The following is a 13,852-nucleotide window of genomic DNA, read 5'->3' as shown; positions in this document are numbered from 1 at the left end:
CCTCAGGCGTCGGCGCCCCGGCTTCCGCGCACACGCGTCGCAGGCCTCCACCCCGGGTCAACCGGGGTGGAGGCCTGTCACGTGAACGGGTGCTAAGGGAGCGCCGGCCCCTCCCGGCGGAGCGCGACGACGTCGATCTCCACCAGGATGTCCATGAGGTCGGAGCCCACGGTGGTGCGGACCGGGTGGGGCTCCGGGAAGAAGGCGCGGTACGCGGCGTCGTAGGCGGCGAAGTCGCGGCGCAGGTGCTGGAGGTGGGCCGTCACCTTGACGACGTCCTGGGGGCCGAGTCCTTCGGCCTCCAGCACGGCGCCGATGTTCCGCAGGACCTGGACGGTCTGTTCCTCGACGGTCTTCGCGACGGCGCCGGTGTCCGGGTCCTGCGGTCCGAAGCCCGAGGTGAACAGGTAGGGGCCTGCGGCCATCCCCTGGCTGTAGGCGCCGGCGGGCGCGGGCGCCCGGTCGGTGCGGACCGCGCGCCGGGCGGGGCCGGCGCCGGGGGTGGATCCGGTCATCGGGTCAGGTCTCCTTCACGGGCGTTGACCTCCGCGTAGTGACGGAGCTTGTCCTCGTCGACGGTGACACCGAGGCCGGGGCCGGTCGGGACCCGAAGGCTGCCGTTCTCCAGCGGGATGGGCTCGATGATGTCGTCGGCGTGCAGGTAGTACATGGAGTCGATCGCACGGGAGAGGACGGGAGTGCTGCCGACCACCGCGAGATGCGCGGCCGTCGCGATGCCGAGTTCGCCGCCGCTGTGCAGGTTCATGCCGAGCCCGAAGGTCTCGCAGTGCGCCGCGAGAGCCTTGGTGGGCGCGATGCCGCCCCACTTGTAGACGTCTCCGTGGATGACGTCCACGGCGCCCAGGCGTACGGCCGGGGCGAAGTCCTCGAAGCGTACGACGCACATGTTGGTGCAGAGCGGTATGCGCACCTTGGCGCGGACCTGGCTCATGCCCTCGATGCCGACACAGGGGTCCTCCAGGTATTCGAGGTCCAGCTCCTCCAGGGCGATGCCGGCGCGGACCGAGTCGGGGACGGACCATGCGGCGTTGGGGTCGACGCGCAGGCTGACCTCGGGCAGGGCGGAGCGCAGGGCGCGCAGGATCGCGACATCGCCCTGGACGTCCTTGGTGCCCTTGAGCTTGACGGCCTGGAAGCCTCCGTCGGCGACGACGCGAAGGGTGTGCTCGGCGAGGGCCTCGGACAGGTCCGCGGCCCGGGCGCCGGGGGCGTCGGCCCTGGTGATCAGCGCGGTGAGCGGGACCTCCTCGCGCACGGGTCCGCCGAGGAGGTCGGTGAGGGACTGGCCGGTGGCCTTGCCCATGGCGTCCCAGCAGGCGACGTCGAGGGCCGCGATCGCGGCGTAGCCGAGGTAGCCGTAGAAGAAGGGCACCATGTGCTGCTTGCGGTGGAACGCCTCCAGGGCGAAGGGGCTGGTGCCGATGAGGTCCTCGGCGAGGATCTTGACGATCGCGGCGACGGGCCGGCCCCACATGGTCTCGCCCCAGCCCTCGACCCCGGTGTCGGTGCGGATGCGTACGACGGTGCGGGTCTCACCGGTCTTCGTCTCGAACGAGCTGGTGAACGGGTTGAGCAGGGGCAGGTTCACGACGTGGACGTCGACATCGGTGATCTTCATGCTGTTCCTCGGTCGGTTCGGGTGATGCGGTCGGTGCGGCCGGTGCGGTTCACGGGTCCGTGCGGGTGGCGGTGTCGAATGCCAGGAGGGCGCGCGCGAGACCGCGTGCGCGGTCGTCGAGGAGCCTGTGGCCGTGCGCGGCGTCGGCGGTCGAGGCGTCGTCGGTGGCACCGCCGACGCGTTCCCATTCACCGTGCCGCTCGACGGTGAGCCCCGGGTAGGGCGGCCGGTCGAAGAGGGGCGGCGGGTCCACGGGGGCCCGCCCGGGCACGGGGGTGCGCACCAGGCCCGGGTGTGCGGCGAGCATGAGTGAGGTCTCGAACCAGCCCGCGTGACCGGGGGTGACGTCCGGGCGCCCGCCGTCCTCCTCCCCGCTGGTCACGGTCCAGTACGAGCAGGCGGCCGCGGTGACCTCGGCGCGCAGGGCGAAGCGCTTGACCGCGAGCTTCATGACCTCGTCGTTGCCCCCGTGGCCGTTGACGACGAGGATGCGGCGGTGGCCGCAGGCGGCGAGGGAGTCGAGGATCTCGCCGAGGACGGCGCCGAGGGTGGGCGCGGAGAGCGTCAGCGCCGCGGCGAAGAGGTGGTGCGGGCTGTGGCCGTAGGGCAGCGTGGGCAGCCGGACGAGGGTCGGTGTCCTCGTCGGGGCCTCCTCGTCGAGGAGGGCGAGGGCCCGGTCGAGTACGGCCTCCACGAGGAGGGTGTCGGTGCCCATCGGCAGGTGCTCGGCGTGCTGCTCCTGTGAGCCGACGGGGAGCACCGCGATGGCGTCGGGCGCCGACGCCCTGGTCTCCCGCCAGGTGGTTTCGGTCAGGTTCCGGTGACTCATGCGGCTGTCTCCCCGGAACACGGACGTGGCAGAGTCGGCGTATGGCGCATGAACGTTCTCCCTTGCGGTTGGTGCCGGACCCCGTGCCGGGTCCGGTGGTGCGGGCCGTCCCCGGCACGCTGGGGGCCGTGGAGCTGCTGCCCGGCCGGGTCCGTGCGGCGCTGCTCGACCGGTCGGGCACGGTGCTCGAACGGGCGGAGGCGGAGTTCGACGCGGCGTCCCCGAGTCCCGCCGGGGTCGACGAGGCGCTCGCGCGGGTGGCGTCGGTGTTCGAGGGGCGCCGTCCGTCCGGGATCGGCGTCGCGGCGGCGGGGGTGATCGATCCGGCGGGCGGGCGGGTGATCGAGGTCAACGAGGCGCCGGCGCTGCGCGGCTACCGGGTGGCCGGGCGGCTGGAGGAGCTGACCGGGGCGCCCGTACGGGTCGAGCACCGTGCGCGGGTCCAGGTCCTCGGGGACCGGTGGTTCGGACCCGGCCGGGGGCGGCGTTCCTTCGCCTCGGTGTCCACCGGCGAGGTGCTGGGGGTGGGAATCCTGTACGAGGGTGAGGTGCTGGCCCCGGAGGGCGGCCGCAGTGGCGCGCACATGACGGTGTCCGCCAGTGGTGAGCCGTGCACGTGCGGGCGTCGCGGCTGCTGGAAGACGGTGGCCACGACACGCTGGCTGCGGCAGCGCGCCGAGGCGCTGGGTCTCGGAGCGGCGGGTGGGTCGCTCGGCGAGCTGGTCGCGTCGCGGGAGGAGGCGGCCCGGATCCTGGTGGCGGAGTACGCGGAGAATCTGGTGCTGGGTCTCGCGACGGTCCAGCAGCTCTTCGCCTGCGGGCTCTTCGTCCTGCACGGGGAGGCCCGTGAGGGCGGGGAGCCGTTCCGTGCCCTGGTCGAGTCGCGGCTGCGCTCGGACGCGCTCGGCGGTGGAGAGCTTCCCCGGGTGGTGGTGAGCGAGGCGGCGGTGGACGATGTCGCGTTGCTCGGCGGGGCAGGTCTCGTGCTGTCGGGCAGGTAGGCGCGGGGCGGTGTTCACAGGGCGCCGTCGCCGACGGGGTGCGGGGCGATCCGCTCGTCGCCGGCCGGGGCGGAGCGCCGGGCCCGTCGGGCCTTCACGGGGTCGGGAATCGGTACGGCGTCGAGCAGCTGCCGCGTGTACGGGTGCGCGGGAGCGGTGAACACCTGATGGGCGGTCCCCACCTCGACCAGGCTGCCCCTGCGCATCACGGCGACCCGGTCGGCCACCTGCCGGACGACGGCGAGGTTGTGACTCACGAAGACGTAGGTGAGTCCGAGGCGTTGCTGGAGTTCGGCGAGCAGGTCGAGGACGCGGGCCTGGACGGAGACGTCGAGGGCGCTGGTGGGTTCGTCGAGGACCACGAGGCGTGGTTCGAGGCCGATCGCGCGCGCGATCGAGATGCGCTGGCGCTGGCCGCCGGAGAACTCGTGGGGATAGCGGTCCAGGATCGTGTCGTCGAGGCCGACGGCTTCGAGGAGTTCACCGACGCGCTGCCTGGTGAAGGCCCGGCCGCGCCGGCCCCGGGCCCGCGGGTCGTGGGTGACGAGAGGCTCGGCGACGATGTCCACGATCCGCAGCCGCGGGTTCATGCTGGAGTAGGGGTCCTGGAGGACGACCTGCATCTCGCGGCGGACCGCGCGCAGCGCGGCGGCGTCGAGGCCGAAGAGGTCGGTGCCGTCGAAGCGCACGGTGCCCGAGGTCGGCTCCAGCAGGCGCAGCAGCAGCCGGGTCAGCGTGGTCTTGCCGCAGCCGGACTCCCCCACCAGGGCGAGGGTTTCGCCCTGGTGGACGGTGAGGCTCACGTCGTCCACCGCGACGCTGCCGGGCCGGCCGCCGAACTCCTTCCGCAGTGCTTCGAGTTCCAGCAGAGGCGGTGCTGTGGCGGTCATCCGGCGGTCTCCAGTCGGGGCGTCGCGTCGAGCAGCTGGCGGGTGTAGGGGTCCTCGGGGCGGGCGAAGACGTCGTGGACGTCCCCGCTCTCGACGGCCTCGCCGCGGTGCATGACCACCACGCGGTCGGCGGTCTCCGCGACGACTCCGAGGTCGTGCGTGATGAGGACGACGGCCATGCCGTGCCGCTGCTGGAGCTGGACGAGGAGGTCGAGGATCTGGCGCTGCACGGTGACGTCCAGCGCCGTGGTGGGTTCGTCGGCGATGAGCACGCGGGGGCGGGCGACGAGTGCCGCGGCGATCATGACGCGTTGGCGCAGTCCGCCGGAGAGCTCGTGGGGGTACTGGCGGTAGCGGCGTTCGGGGTCCGGGATGCCGACCTCGTCGAGGGCGGACAGCGCGGCGGCCCTGGCTTCCGACCGGCTGTGGCCGCCGTGGTGGCGGAGTACCTCGGCGACCTGGTTCCCCACGCGCTGCAGCGGATCGAGGCTGGTCATCGGGTCCTGGAAGATCATGGAGAGTTCGGCGCCCCTGATCCGGCCGAGTTCGCGTTCGCCGCGGGTGAGGAGGTCCTTCCCGTCGAGGAGGATGTGGCCGCCCGCGTAGACGCACGGCGGTTCGGGGTTGAGACGGAGCGCGGACAGCGCGGTCGCCGACTTGCCGCTGCCCGACTCGCCCACGACGGCGAGGGTTTCCCCGGGCGCCACGGAGAAGCTGACTCCGCGTACCGCGTGGACGGTCGTGGTGGCGAGGCGGAAGTCGACGTGCAGGTCGTGGATCTCGAGGACGGGCGCTGCGGAGGTGGTGGAGGTCATCGGCGGTAGGCCTTCGGGTCCGCGACGTCGCGCAGGGCGTCGCCGGTGATGTTGACGGCGAGGGAGGTGAGCATGAGGGCGACGCCGGGGAAGACGGCGACCCACCAGGAGGTGCCGAGGTAGAGCTGTCCGTCGGCGAGCATCGAGCCCCAGGTCACGGTCTCCTTGGGGACGCCGAGCCCGAGGTAGCTGAGGGAGGCCTCGGCGACGACGGCCGCGGCGACGTGGAGGGTGCCGATGGTGGCGAGCGGCGCCATCACGTTGGGCAGCAGATGCCGGCGCATGATCGTGGTGTCGCCGACGCCGATGGCGCGGGCTTCGGTGATGAAGTCCCGGGAGCGCAGGGACAGCACCTCGGAGCGGACGACGCGGGCGTACGAGACCCAGCCGGTCACGCCGAGGACGAGGATGACGTACCAGAGGCCGGAGCCGAGGAAGCCGACGACGGCGAGGGCGAGCAGGATCGCGGGGAACGCGAGCTGGACGTCGGCGACGCGCATGAGGATGCGGTCGGGCCAGCCCCCGAAGTAGCCGGAGGCGAGGCCGACGACGGTGCCGATGACCCCGGCGAGGAGGGCCGCGCCCGCACCGACGAGCAGCGAGACACGGGTGCCGTAGATGACGCGGGAGAGCAGGTCGCGGCCGAGCTGGTCGGTGCCGAGGAGGTGGGCGGCGCTGCCGCCGTGCTGCCAGGCGGGCGGCCGGAGCCGGTCCAGCAGGTCCTGTGCGTTGGGGTCGGCGGGTGCGATGAGCGGGGCGAACAGCGCGCAGATCACGACGAGGGCGAGGAAGGCGAGGGCCACGACGGCGAGCCGGTTGCGCAGCAGCGTGCGCAGGGCCGCCGTCCGGTGGGACGGTGCGGCGGGGGCGCGGTCACCGGCGAGTGCCGGGCCGGCGGGGGTGGTCGTCATCGGGAGGTCCTCACCCTCGGGTCGAGGAGGCTGTAGGAGAGGTCGACGAGCAGGTTCACCACGACGAAGGTCGCGGCGAACAGCAGGACGGTGGCCTGGACGAGGGGGAAGTCGCGGTTGGAGATGGCTTCGATCGTGAGCTGCCCGACTCCCGGCCAGGAGAAGACCTGTTCGGTGAGGATGGCGCCGCCGAGAAGACCGCCGACCTCCAGGCCGACGACGGTGACGACGGGCAGGGAGGCGTTGCGCAGCCCGTGGGTGAGGACGACCTTGACGGGTCCGAACCCCTTGGCGCGTGCGGTGCGTATGTGGTCGGCGCCGAGTACGTCGATGAGGGAGGAACGCAGGAGCCGGGCGACGACGGCGACGGAGTACACGGCGAGCGTCACGGCGGGCAGCACGAGGTGGGCGAAGGTTCCGTAGCCCGAGGCGGGCAGGGCGTGCAGGCCGACCGCGAAGACCAGGATGAGCAGGATGCCGACCCAGAACGGCGGGGTGGACTGGCCGAGCAGGACACCGGTCATGACGGTGCGGTCGGTGGCCCGGCCACGGCGCATCGCTGCGACGGTCCCGGCGGGGAGCGCGACGACGAGGGTGACGACCAGGGCTCCGGCGGCCAGGAGGAGGGTCGCGGGGATGCGGTCGGCGAGGACCGCGCGGACCGGCTGGTTGTAGAAGAGGGAGTCGCCGAAGTCGAGGCGGGGGATGCCCCACAGGTAGTCGAGGTACTGGGTGAGCAGCGGGCGGTCGAGCCCGAGGCTGTGGCGCAGTACGCCTTCCTGGTGGGCCGTGGCGTCCGGCGGCAGCAGGACTTTGACGGGGTCTCCGGAGAGACGTACGAGGAAGAACGCCACGGTGGCGGTGCAGAGCAGGACGAACAGCGCGGTGCCGAGGCGGCCCGCGATCCTGCGCAGGACGGGCAGTACGTCGCGGCGGGGCGCGGCCGGCCGCTCGGTGTCCTCGCCGGGGGCGGGGAGGGTCGCGAGGTCGCTCATCGGGTGACCTCCGCACTCGCCATGTCGAGGACGCCGGCGAACCCCGGGGTCCAGCGCGGCCTCTCGTTGCGGGCGTAGATGTTGTCCACCTGGTAGAGGGGCACGAAGGGCGCCTCGGTCTTGATGAGCCGCTGGAGGCCGGAGAAGGCGCGCTGCCGGGTCTCCGGGTCGACCGAGAGTTCCTCGAGGTCGACGAGCCGGTCGGCCTCCTTGTTGTGCCAGCGGCTCTGCCGCCGGTCACTGCGCACGTTGGACTGGATCATGCTCTCGCCGTCGAGGGTCCAGACGGTGGATGCGGCCAGGTACATCGGGCCCAGCGCGCCGTGGTTGTCGGAGGTCAGGCGCTGCGAGTACGTGCCGGGGTCGAGCAGGTCGACCCGGGTGCGCACCCCGGCGCGGTCGAGCAGTCCGGCGACCGCCTCCGCCACGTCGGCGTCCACGTTGGACGCGGTGAGTGTGGTGCTGATGCCGTCCGGGTGTCCGGCCTCGGCGAGCAGGGCGCGGGCCTCGGCGACGGAACGGGTGAAGGGCTTGACGGCGGCGTCGTATCCGTAGGCACCGCGCGGGATCATCGCGGGGACCTCGGACGCCTTCCCCCCGAGGACGGCCTTGATGAGCAGGGGCACGTCGATCGCGTGGTTGAGTGCCTGGCGCACGCGGCGGTCCTGGAGCGGACCCGGGGTGAGGGTGTCGAGGGAGAGGTACGAGGTGCGGATGCCGGTGTGGTGGTCGAGGCTCACGCCGGTGTAGCCGTCGAGCTGCTGAGCCGCGTCGGGGGTCAGTCCGGCGACGAGATCGACGCCGCCGCTCTGGAGGGCGGCGAGCGCGGAGGAGGCGTTCGGCGCGGGGGTGAAGACGAGTTCGTCGACCGCGGGCCTGCTCTCCCAGTGGTGTTCGTAGGCCCGCATCCGCAGTTCGTGGTCGCGCTGCCAGCTCTTGAAGGCGAAGGGCCCGGTGCCGACGGGGTGGGCGGCGAAGCCCTCGTCACCGACCCGGGCGAGGTAGCGCGGAGGGACCACGACGCCGCCGAAGAGGGACACCTTGTCGGGCAGGATCGGGTCGTGGACGGTGGTGTGGAGGTCCACGGTGAGCCGGTCGACGACGGTGACACCTTCGACGTAACGCAGCTCGACGATGGGCGACTTGGTCGCCGGGTCGAGGAGGCGCTCGATGCTGAACTTCACGGCGGCGGCGTCGCAGACCTCGCCGTTGTGGAAGGTGACGCCGGGCCGCAGCCGGAAGCGCCAGACACGGGGCGAGACGGCCTTCCAGGACAGGGCCAGCCGGGGCCTCAGGGTGTTGTCCCGGCCCCGCGCCGTGAGTGTGTCGAACATGTTGATCAGGGCGTTCATCGAGATCATGTCGCCCTGCTTCTGCGGGTCCATGGTCTTGGGGTCGCCCGTCTGGGAGACCCGCAGGACGTTGCCGGCGCCGGCCGCGGGGTCGGTACCGCAGCCGGTGAGCAGTGCCGGCGCGGCGATCGCGGGGAGCAGCGCACTGCCGTACCGCAGGATCGTGCGGCGGGAGGGGCGGCTGCGGTCCCCGATCCGCCCTCCACGTATTCGTTCCATTGACCAACACATCCGTTCCGGCAGATGGAATGCAGTGGGGGTAAGCTAAGCGACATGGGGAAACCGGTCAATAGCCGTTCGAAGGAGCAGCCGCCCGCGGGCCAGGCTGTCGAACAGTCCGTCATGGGCCCGGTGGACAAGGCGATGGAGGTCCTGTCCGCGCTGGTCGAGACGGGCGCACCGCACCGTCTGGCCGATCTGGCCCGCCGCACGGGACTCACCAAACCCACCGTGCACCGGTTGCTGCGCGGCCTCGCCGGCGCCGGCTTCGTCGAGCCCGCCGAAGGGGGGAGCTACCGGGCGGGGCCCCGGCTGCTCGGTCTCGCGGCGGCGGCGCTCGACAGCGGTCCGGGCCTGCGCCTGATCAGGCCGGTGCTGGCCGAACTGCGCACCCGTACAGGCCTGCTGGCGCACTACGCCGTACGCGACGGTGACTTCGCGGTCTGCCTGGAGACGTCGGAGCCCGCCCGGGAGTACGCGCTGGAACTCCGCCCGGGGTCACGCGCGCCCCTGCTGCTCTCCGCACCGGGCCTCGCGATACTGGCCGCCCTCCCCGCCGCGGAGGCCGAACTCGCCTTCGTCGAAGGGGAGTCGGCCGGTCATCCGCTGCCGGTGCCCGCCGCGGAGCTGCGCGACGAGATCGCCGCGGCAGCGGAGCGCGGCTACGCGCTCGACGACCAGTACGAGCAGGAGGACCGCCGCGCACTCGCCGCGGCGGTCCGGGACGGTGAGGGGAGGATCGCGGGGGCCGTCGTGCTCACCGGACTCGTCTTCACCCTCGACCGTGCGGGCGTCGAGCTGTACGGCCCGATGGTCCGGGCCGCCGCGCGCGCGGTCTCCGCGGGGCTGGGCTCCGACGGGCGCGCCAGGCTCGCGGTCGCCCGCGACACGGCACGGTCCGACGCCCGGGGCGCGGCCCTGTGAGCGGCGGTGGGCAGGCGGACGACGACGGGCGTGCCGCCGTGCTGGCCGAGGGCAGGGCACGGCGCCTTTATTCGGGCGCCGCGTGGTCGGTGGGCTCCTCCCGGGGCCCCGTGGACCGGGGGTGGCTGGGCACCAGGAGCTGGGACGGCGCGGAGCTGGACGGCACCGACCTGTGGGATCTCGCCTCCGTCACCAAGCCCGTGGTGGGTCTGGTCGTCATGGCGCTCGCCGAGCGCGGCGCACTGTCCCTCGACGCCACGGTGGGAGAACTCCTCCCCCGCTACCGGGACACCGACAAGGCCCGGCTGACCGTCACCGGACTCCTCGCCCACACCTCGGGCCTTCCCGGTCGGGTCCCGATGTACCGCGACCACACCACCCGGGAGGCCCTGCTCACCGCCCTCGGCACCCTGCCGCTGCGGTCCCGGCCGGGCGTGCGGGTCGAATACTCCTCCCAGGGCTTCATGCTGCTCGGCCTGATCGCCGAACACGCGGGCGGGCAGGGGCTGGACACCCTGGTCGCCGAGCTGGTGTGCGCCCCGCTGGGCCTGAAGGCCACCGGCTTCAACCCGGGCCCCGATGACCGGGAGCGCGCCGTGGCGACCGAACGGTGCCCGTGGCGCGGCAGGACACTGACGGGTGAGGTCCACGACGAGAACGCGGCGGTCCTCGGCGGGATCGCCGGCCACGCGGGGCTCTTCGCCACCCTCGCCGACGTGGAGCGGCTTGCCGTCTGCCTGGCGGGCGGCGCGGGCGAACTGCTGCGCCCGCAGACGTTCTCCCTGATGACCGCCCCGCACACCGACGGACTGAACCTCCGGCGCGCTCTCGCCTGGCAGGGCCAGGACCCGGCCGGCTCCCCCGTCGGGCCGTCCTTCGGCCCGTCCTCGTACGGCCACACCGGTTTCACCGGGACGAGTCTCTGGGTCGATCCCGCAACGGGCCGCTACGCGGTGCTGCTCACCAACCGGGTCCATCCCACCCGGGAGGGCGACGGGATCGTCGGGCTCCGGCGGGAGTTCCACTCCCTCGCGGGGTGAGGCGAAGCGCCGCGTCACTGCCCGGTGCCCGCGGCGAGGGGCCGGGCGCCGGTGGATCCGGGGCCCTTCGCCGACGCGAAGGGCCGGACCGCCACCTGCCGGGCCGGGTCAGGCCTTGTTCTGCGAGGCCCAGAACTCGTCGAACGTGAGCTCGCCGTCGCCGTTCCCGTCGTGGGCGTTGATGACGGCCTGGGCGACCGTCTCGGTGACATAGGGGTCACCGAGCTGCGCCATGGCGCTCTTGTACTCGGCGGCCGTTATGCTGCCGTCGCTGTTCTGGTCGAAGCGCTCGAATGCCGTGCGTGCCGACTCGATGTCCGCCACTGTTCCGCCCCTTCGTTAAGCGTCGTTGACGGAGCTCAGATTATCCGGCGACCCGGACGTCGGATCCGGCGGGCGACCGCGCCCTCCCCGGTCCAGGACCCGCCGGCGGACGCGAGGACTCAGGTCAGCAGCTCCGTGGCGGTCACCGCGCGCAGCCGGCGACGGTCGATCTCGGTGAGGAGGAGGGGCAGCGCGGCGACGGTGTCCCGGTAGCCGAAGTGCAGACTCACCACGGAGCCGTTGCGGAGTTCACCGGCGACCTTGCGTGTGACCGCCGCGACCCCTGGCGAGGTGAAGTCGAGGGACTCCACGTCGTAGGAGAGGACGTGCGGGTAGCCGGCCCGGCGCGCGAGTTCCTGGACGAGCGGGGTGGCGTACCGGGCGCGCGAGGGCCGGAACCAGGTGCCGATCGAACCGGTGAGCCGGCGCAGGCGCCGGGCGCAGCCGGTGATCTCCTCGTACGCCCGCGTCTCGTCCATCGCGTTGATGTCGAGGTGGCTCTGGGTGTGGTTGCCGAGGTCGTGGCCCCCGTCGAGGATCCGGCGGGCCATGCCGGGGTTCCGGTCGAGCCAGCCGCCGACGGCCAGGACGGTGAGCCGGGCGCCGGCCCGTTCGGCCTCGGCGAGAACGGTGCGGGCCAGGGCGGGGTCACCCTGGCCGTGGAAGGTGAGGGCGACCCGGGGGCGGCCGCGGGGGCCGTGCTCGATCTGCACCGGCTGGCCGGGGAGGCGCCGCGGGGTGGCGGCCGGACGTACCGCGCTCCGGCCGCTCTCGCCGTTCCGCGCGGCTGCCGGGGCCGGAGGCCGCGGGGTCCCGTCCTGTGCGCAGCCGGCCGCGGAGGTTCCTGCCAGGAGTGCTCCGGCCGCCGTGCGCAGGGCGCCGCGTCGGGGCACCGGTGTCCTGCGACCGCTCATGGACGTCCACCTCGCGGGTCGGTTCGGGTGCTTTTCACCCGAGACCCGAGACACAGTAAGGCGGAACAAGTGGAGATTCCGGGGTGGCCGCGTGTGGCCGCCTCCAGGAGGTGATCAATGAATCACCGAGAGAAACCGATCGACATGGAGAGAATGCCAGGCGAGTGACTCATCACACCTGCGATTCATAAACCAAATGGACAGTTATATTGCAACTTGTCCCCTTTGAGGCTTTGGCTCCGGGGTCGCCCGTCTGCCATAGTCGGGGGCGCGACCTCCTCCGACCCGAGCCAGGTCCCCTGTGCGGCCGTGGACACACCCCCCCATTCCACGGCCCCCTCAGAAGCCCCCGACACGCCACCACCCAGGCGGACCGGGGGTTTCTGCGCGTCAGCGGTCGGCGGTGCGCATCTCGAACCATGTGGTCTTCCCGCGCGGTAAGAGATCCACACCCCACCGGTCGGAGAGCTTGTCCACCAGGAAGAGACCCCGCCCGCTGACATCCATCTCACGGACGGGCATGAGACACGGCAGCCCACGTGAGGGGTCGCGCACCTCGATCCGCACCCAGCCGCGGCGGCGCAGCATCCGCAGACCGAAAACCCGCGCCCCGGTATGCCGTACCGCGTTTCCCACGAGCTCGGAGACCAGTAGCACACCGTATTCGGCGGTCTGCGGAGGAAGCGCCCACTGACGCAGCATCACGCACGAAGTGATGCGCCGGGCGGTGGCGGCGGACTCCGGACGAGAGGGCAGACGGACTTCGTCCTCCGTCGGATTTCCGAACAACTCCAGCGCCTTGAACGCCTGTTCGTCTTCGACGGCAGTCGTCCATCGCGCCGCTGTCGCGCTGCTGCGCTGTCGCGGCTGCTCCACACCCTCCAGGCCCGCCATGCCACCCATCATGGACGCACAGAACGCTCTCTGTGACCGTTCCGGCAGAATCCCTCTACCGGAACCAGTCATTCCGCGCCGGTTCTCCGGCATATGCCAGGGGCAGAACGGACCCCTGTTCAGCCATGCCCACCTGCGGCAGGAGCGGGAGGCCGAGTAATTGCACGAGCGGAGCGGGCGCCACGCCTTAAGGTTCTCTTAAGGTCCAGCTAATCCGCCCGCACGGATGAACGTACGCGCCCCTGTACGCAACTCACGCTGGGTCAGAGGAATTCGGCCTTGCCCGGGCCCTCCTCCACGAAGCTGCGCATACCGCGCTCGCGGTCCTCGGTGGCGAACAGCCCCGCGAACCAGGTCCGCTCGATGGTGAGCCCGGTGTCGATGTCCGTCTCCAGTCCCGCGTCCACGGACTCCTTGGCGGCCCGCAGCGCCAGCGCGGGCCCCTTGGCCAGCCGTGCCGCCCAGGCGCGCGCCTGCTCGTACACCTCGGCGGCGGGCACCACGCGGTCCACCAGACCGATCGCCAGGGCCTCCTCGGCCTTCACCTGACGGCCTGTGAAGATCAGGTCCTTGGCCTTGGACGGCCCCACCAGCCGGGCCAGGCGCTGGGTGCCGCCGGCGCCCGGGATCAGTCCCAGGAGGATCTCCGGCTGGCCGAGCTTCGCGTTCTCCGCGGCGATCCTGAAGTCGGCGCAGAGCGCGAGCTCACAGCCCCCGCCCAGGGCGTAGCCGGTGACAGCCGCGACCACGGGCTTGGGGATACGCGCCACGGCGGTGAAGGACTCCTGCAGGGCCCTGGAGCGTACGACCATCGCCGTATGGTCCATCGCCTGCATCTCCTTGATGTCCGCGCCCGCCGCGAACACCTTCTCGCCGCCGTAGAGGATCACCGCCCGCACGTCGTCACGCCGGCCCGCCTCCTCGGCGAGCTCGCGCAGCCGGTCCTGGACGGCGACGTCCAGAGCGTTCATCGGCGGCCGGTCGAGCCGGATCGTGCCTACGTCGTCCTGTACTTCGAGGGTTACGGTCATGGGAGGCAGGTTAACCGCCGCTAACGCGGAGGGGCCCGGTGCCGTTGGTCACAGCACCGGGCCCGCCCACTGGA

General features: G+C 72.3%; 15 protein-coding genes. 3 read left to right on the top strand and 12 right to left on the bottom strand.

The genetic code is table 11. The features are described 5' to 3' along the window. Nucleotides 1–92: 92 nt before the first annotated feature. The 3 genes from ACIQM3_RS05915 to ACIQM3_RS05905 are packed head-to-tail and all read right to left on the bottom strand — an operon-like array spanning nucleotide 93 to nucleotide 2,468. Nucleotides 93–515, bottom strand: a complete 423-nt coding sequence (locus tag ACIQM3_RS05915) for a RidA family protein (RefSeq protein WP_401619280.1) — start codon at nucleotides 513–515, stop codon at nucleotides 93–95. Further along, nucleotides 512–1,639 carry a mandelate racemase/muconate lactonizing enzyme family protein gene (locus tag ACIQM3_RS05910; RefSeq protein ID WP_401619277.1) on the bottom strand — a complete coding sequence of 376 codons (1,128 nt, stop codon included), beginning with the start codon at nucleotides 1,637–1,639 and terminating at the stop codon, nucleotides 512–514. The genes ACIQM3_RS05915 and ACIQM3_RS05910 overlap by 4 nt, the downstream gene beginning before the upstream one ends. A 49-nt stretch (nucleotides 1,640–1,688) precedes the next feature. After that, nucleotides 1,689–2,468, bottom strand: a complete 780-nt coding sequence (locus ACIQM3_RS05905; protein ID WP_401619275.1) for a creatininase family protein — start codon at nucleotides 2,466–2,468, stop codon at nucleotides 1,689–1,691. Between the two features lie 41 nt (nucleotides 2,469–2,509). Here ACIQM3_RS05905 and ACIQM3_RS05900 point away from each other — a divergent pair, with 41 nt between their 5' ends. After that, complete coding sequence (locus tag ACIQM3_RS05900) at nucleotides 2,510–3,469, top strand: ROK family protein (protein WP_401619272.1); 960 nt, start codon at nucleotides 2,510–2,512, stop codon at nucleotides 3,467–3,469. Nucleotides 3,470–3,483: 14 nt separating this feature from the next. Here ACIQM3_RS05900 and ACIQM3_RS05895 read toward each other — a convergent pair whose 3' ends face one another. From ACIQM3_RS05895 to ACIQM3_RS05875, 5 genes are read right to left on the bottom strand one after another with little or no spacing between them, the layout of a single operon-like run. Beyond that, nucleotides 3,484–4,359, bottom strand: coding sequence for an ATP-binding cassette domain-containing protein (locus tag ACIQM3_RS05895; RefSeq protein WP_401619270.1), 876 nt, complete (start codon nucleotides 4,357–4,359; stop codon nucleotides 3,484–3,486). Further along, entirely contained in the window at nucleotides 4,356–5,174 is an 819-nt protein-coding gene (locus tag ACIQM3_RS05890; protein ID WP_401619267.1) for an ATP-binding cassette domain-containing protein, read from the bottom strand. The genes ACIQM3_RS05895 and ACIQM3_RS05890 overlap by 4 nt, the downstream gene beginning before the upstream one ends. Beyond that, entirely contained in the window at nucleotides 5,171–6,085 is a 915-nt protein-coding gene (locus ACIQM3_RS05885) for an ABC transporter permease (RefSeq protein ID WP_401619264.1), read from the bottom strand. Before ACIQM3_RS05885 ends, ACIQM3_RS05890 begins: the two co-directional genes overlap by 4 nt. Continuing rightward, on the bottom strand, nucleotides 6,082–7,080 hold the full coding sequence (locus ACIQM3_RS05880) for an ABC transporter permease (protein ID WP_401619261.1): 999 nt from the start codon (nucleotides 7,078–7,080) through the stop codon (nucleotides 6,082–6,084). Before ACIQM3_RS05880 ends, ACIQM3_RS05885 begins: the two co-directional genes overlap by 4 nt. Beyond that, nucleotides 7,077–8,651: an ABC transporter substrate-binding protein gene (locus ACIQM3_RS05875; protein WP_401619258.1), complete on the bottom strand. Its 1,575-nt coding sequence runs from the start codon at nucleotides 8,649–8,651 to the stop codon at nucleotides 7,077–7,079. Before ACIQM3_RS05875 ends, ACIQM3_RS05880 begins: the two co-directional genes overlap by 4 nt. Before the next feature lie 54 nt (nucleotides 8,652–8,705). Here ACIQM3_RS05875 and ACIQM3_RS05870 point away from each other — a divergent pair, with 54 nt between their 5' ends. Next, nucleotides 8,706–9,575 carry an IclR family transcriptional regulator gene (locus ACIQM3_RS05870; RefSeq protein WP_401619256.1) on the top strand — a complete coding sequence of 290 codons (870 nt, stop codon included), beginning with the start codon at nucleotides 8,706–8,708 and terminating at the stop codon, nucleotides 9,573–9,575. Beyond that, nucleotides 9,572–10,615 carry a serine hydrolase domain-containing protein gene (locus ACIQM3_RS05865; protein WP_401619253.1) on the top strand — a complete coding sequence of 348 codons (1,044 nt, stop codon included), beginning with the start codon at nucleotides 9,572–9,574 and terminating at the stop codon, nucleotides 10,613–10,615. The genes ACIQM3_RS05870 and ACIQM3_RS05865 overlap by 4 nt, the downstream gene beginning before the upstream one ends. 108 nt (nucleotides 10,616–10,723) lie before the next feature. Here ACIQM3_RS05865 and ACIQM3_RS05860 read toward each other — a convergent pair whose 3' ends face one another. The 4 genes from ACIQM3_RS05860 to ACIQM3_RS05845 form a co-directional block, all read right to left on the bottom strand. Then, nucleotides 10,724–10,939 (bottom strand): EF-hand domain-containing protein, encoded by a 216-nt coding sequence (locus tag ACIQM3_RS05860; RefSeq protein WP_401619250.1) that lies wholly within the window; start codon nucleotides 10,937–10,939, stop codon nucleotides 10,724–10,726. 119 nt (nucleotides 10,940–11,058) lie between these two features. Further along, nucleotides 11,059–11,853: a polysaccharide deacetylase family protein gene (locus ACIQM3_RS05855; protein ID WP_401619248.1), complete on the bottom strand. Its 795-nt coding sequence runs from the start codon at nucleotides 11,851–11,853 to the stop codon at nucleotides 11,059–11,061. A gap of 390 nt (nucleotides 11,854–12,243) precedes the next feature. Beyond that, nucleotides 12,244–12,759 (bottom strand): ATP-binding protein, encoded by a 516-nt coding sequence (locus ACIQM3_RS05850; protein ID WP_401619245.1) that lies wholly within the window; start codon nucleotides 12,757–12,759, stop codon nucleotides 12,244–12,246. Between the two features lie 251 nt (nucleotides 12,760–13,010). Continuing rightward, the gene (locus tag ACIQM3_RS05845; RefSeq protein WP_104789264.1) at nucleotides 13,011–13,778 is read right to left on the bottom strand and encodes an enoyl-CoA hydratase/isomerase family protein; all 768 of its coding nucleotides are present in this window, start codon (nucleotides 13,776–13,778) and stop codon (nucleotides 13,011–13,013) included. Between the last annotated feature and the right edge of the window lie 74 nt (nucleotides 13,779–13,852).

It is taken from the genome of Streptomyces sp. NPDC091271, from assembly GCF_044757505.1.
Classification (GTDB): domain Bacteria; phylum Actinomycetota; class Actinomycetes; order Streptomycetales; family Streptomycetaceae; genus Streptomyces.
Note: the sequence above shows the minus strand (reverse complement) of the source record. Positions and strands in the feature narration are given on the sequence as shown.

Excerpts from the sequence above, each read along its gene's own strand:
- ACIQM3_RS05915 (WP_401619280.1), bottom strand. The coding sequence starts at position 515 with ATGACCGGATCCACCCCCGGCGCCGGCCCCGCCCGGCGCGCGGTCCGC.
- ACIQM3_RS05910 (WP_401619277.1), bottom strand. The coding sequence starts at position 1,639 with ATGAAGATCACCGATGTCGACGTCCACGTCGTGAACCTGCCCCTGCTC.
- ACIQM3_RS05905 (WP_401619275.1), bottom strand. The coding sequence starts at position 2,468 with ATGAGTCACCGGAACCTGACCGAAACCACCTGGCGGGAGACCAGGGCG.
- ACIQM3_RS05900 (WP_401619272.1), top strand. The coding sequence starts at position 2,510 with ATGGCGCATGAACGTTCTCCCTTGCGGTTGGTGCCGGACCCCGTGCCG.
- ACIQM3_RS05895 (WP_401619270.1), bottom strand. The coding sequence starts at position 4,359 with ATGACCGCCACAGCACCGCCTCTGCTGGAACTCGAAGCACTGCGGAAG.
- ACIQM3_RS05890 (WP_401619267.1), bottom strand. The coding sequence starts at position 5,174 with ATGACCTCCACCACCTCCGCAGCGCCCGTCCTCGAGATCCACGACCTG.
- ACIQM3_RS05885 (WP_401619264.1), bottom strand. The coding sequence starts at position 6,085 with ATGACGACCACCCCCGCCGGCCCGGCACTCGCCGGTGACCGCGCCCCC.
- ACIQM3_RS05880 (WP_401619261.1), bottom strand. The coding sequence starts at position 7,080 with ATGAGCGACCTCGCGACCCTCCCCGCCCCCGGCGAGGACACCGAGCGG.
- ACIQM3_RS05875 (WP_401619258.1), bottom strand. The coding sequence starts at position 8,651 with ATGGAACGAATACGTGGAGGGCGGATCGGGGACCGCAGCCGCCCCTCC.
- ACIQM3_RS05870 (WP_401619256.1), top strand. The coding sequence starts at position 8,706 with ATGGGGAAACCGGTCAATAGCCGTTCGAAGGAGCAGCCGCCCGCGGGC.
- ACIQM3_RS05855 (WP_401619248.1), bottom strand. The coding sequence starts at position 11,853 with ATGAGCGGTCGCAGGACACCGGTGCCCCGACGCGGCGCCCTGCGCACG.
- ACIQM3_RS05850 (WP_401619245.1), bottom strand. The coding sequence starts at position 12,759 with ATGATGGGTGGCATGGCGGGCCTGGAGGGTGTGGAGCAGCCGCGACAG.
- ACIQM3_RS05845 (WP_104789264.1), bottom strand. The coding sequence starts at position 13,778 with ATGACCGTAACCCTCGAAGTACAGGACGACGTAGGCACGATCCGGCTC.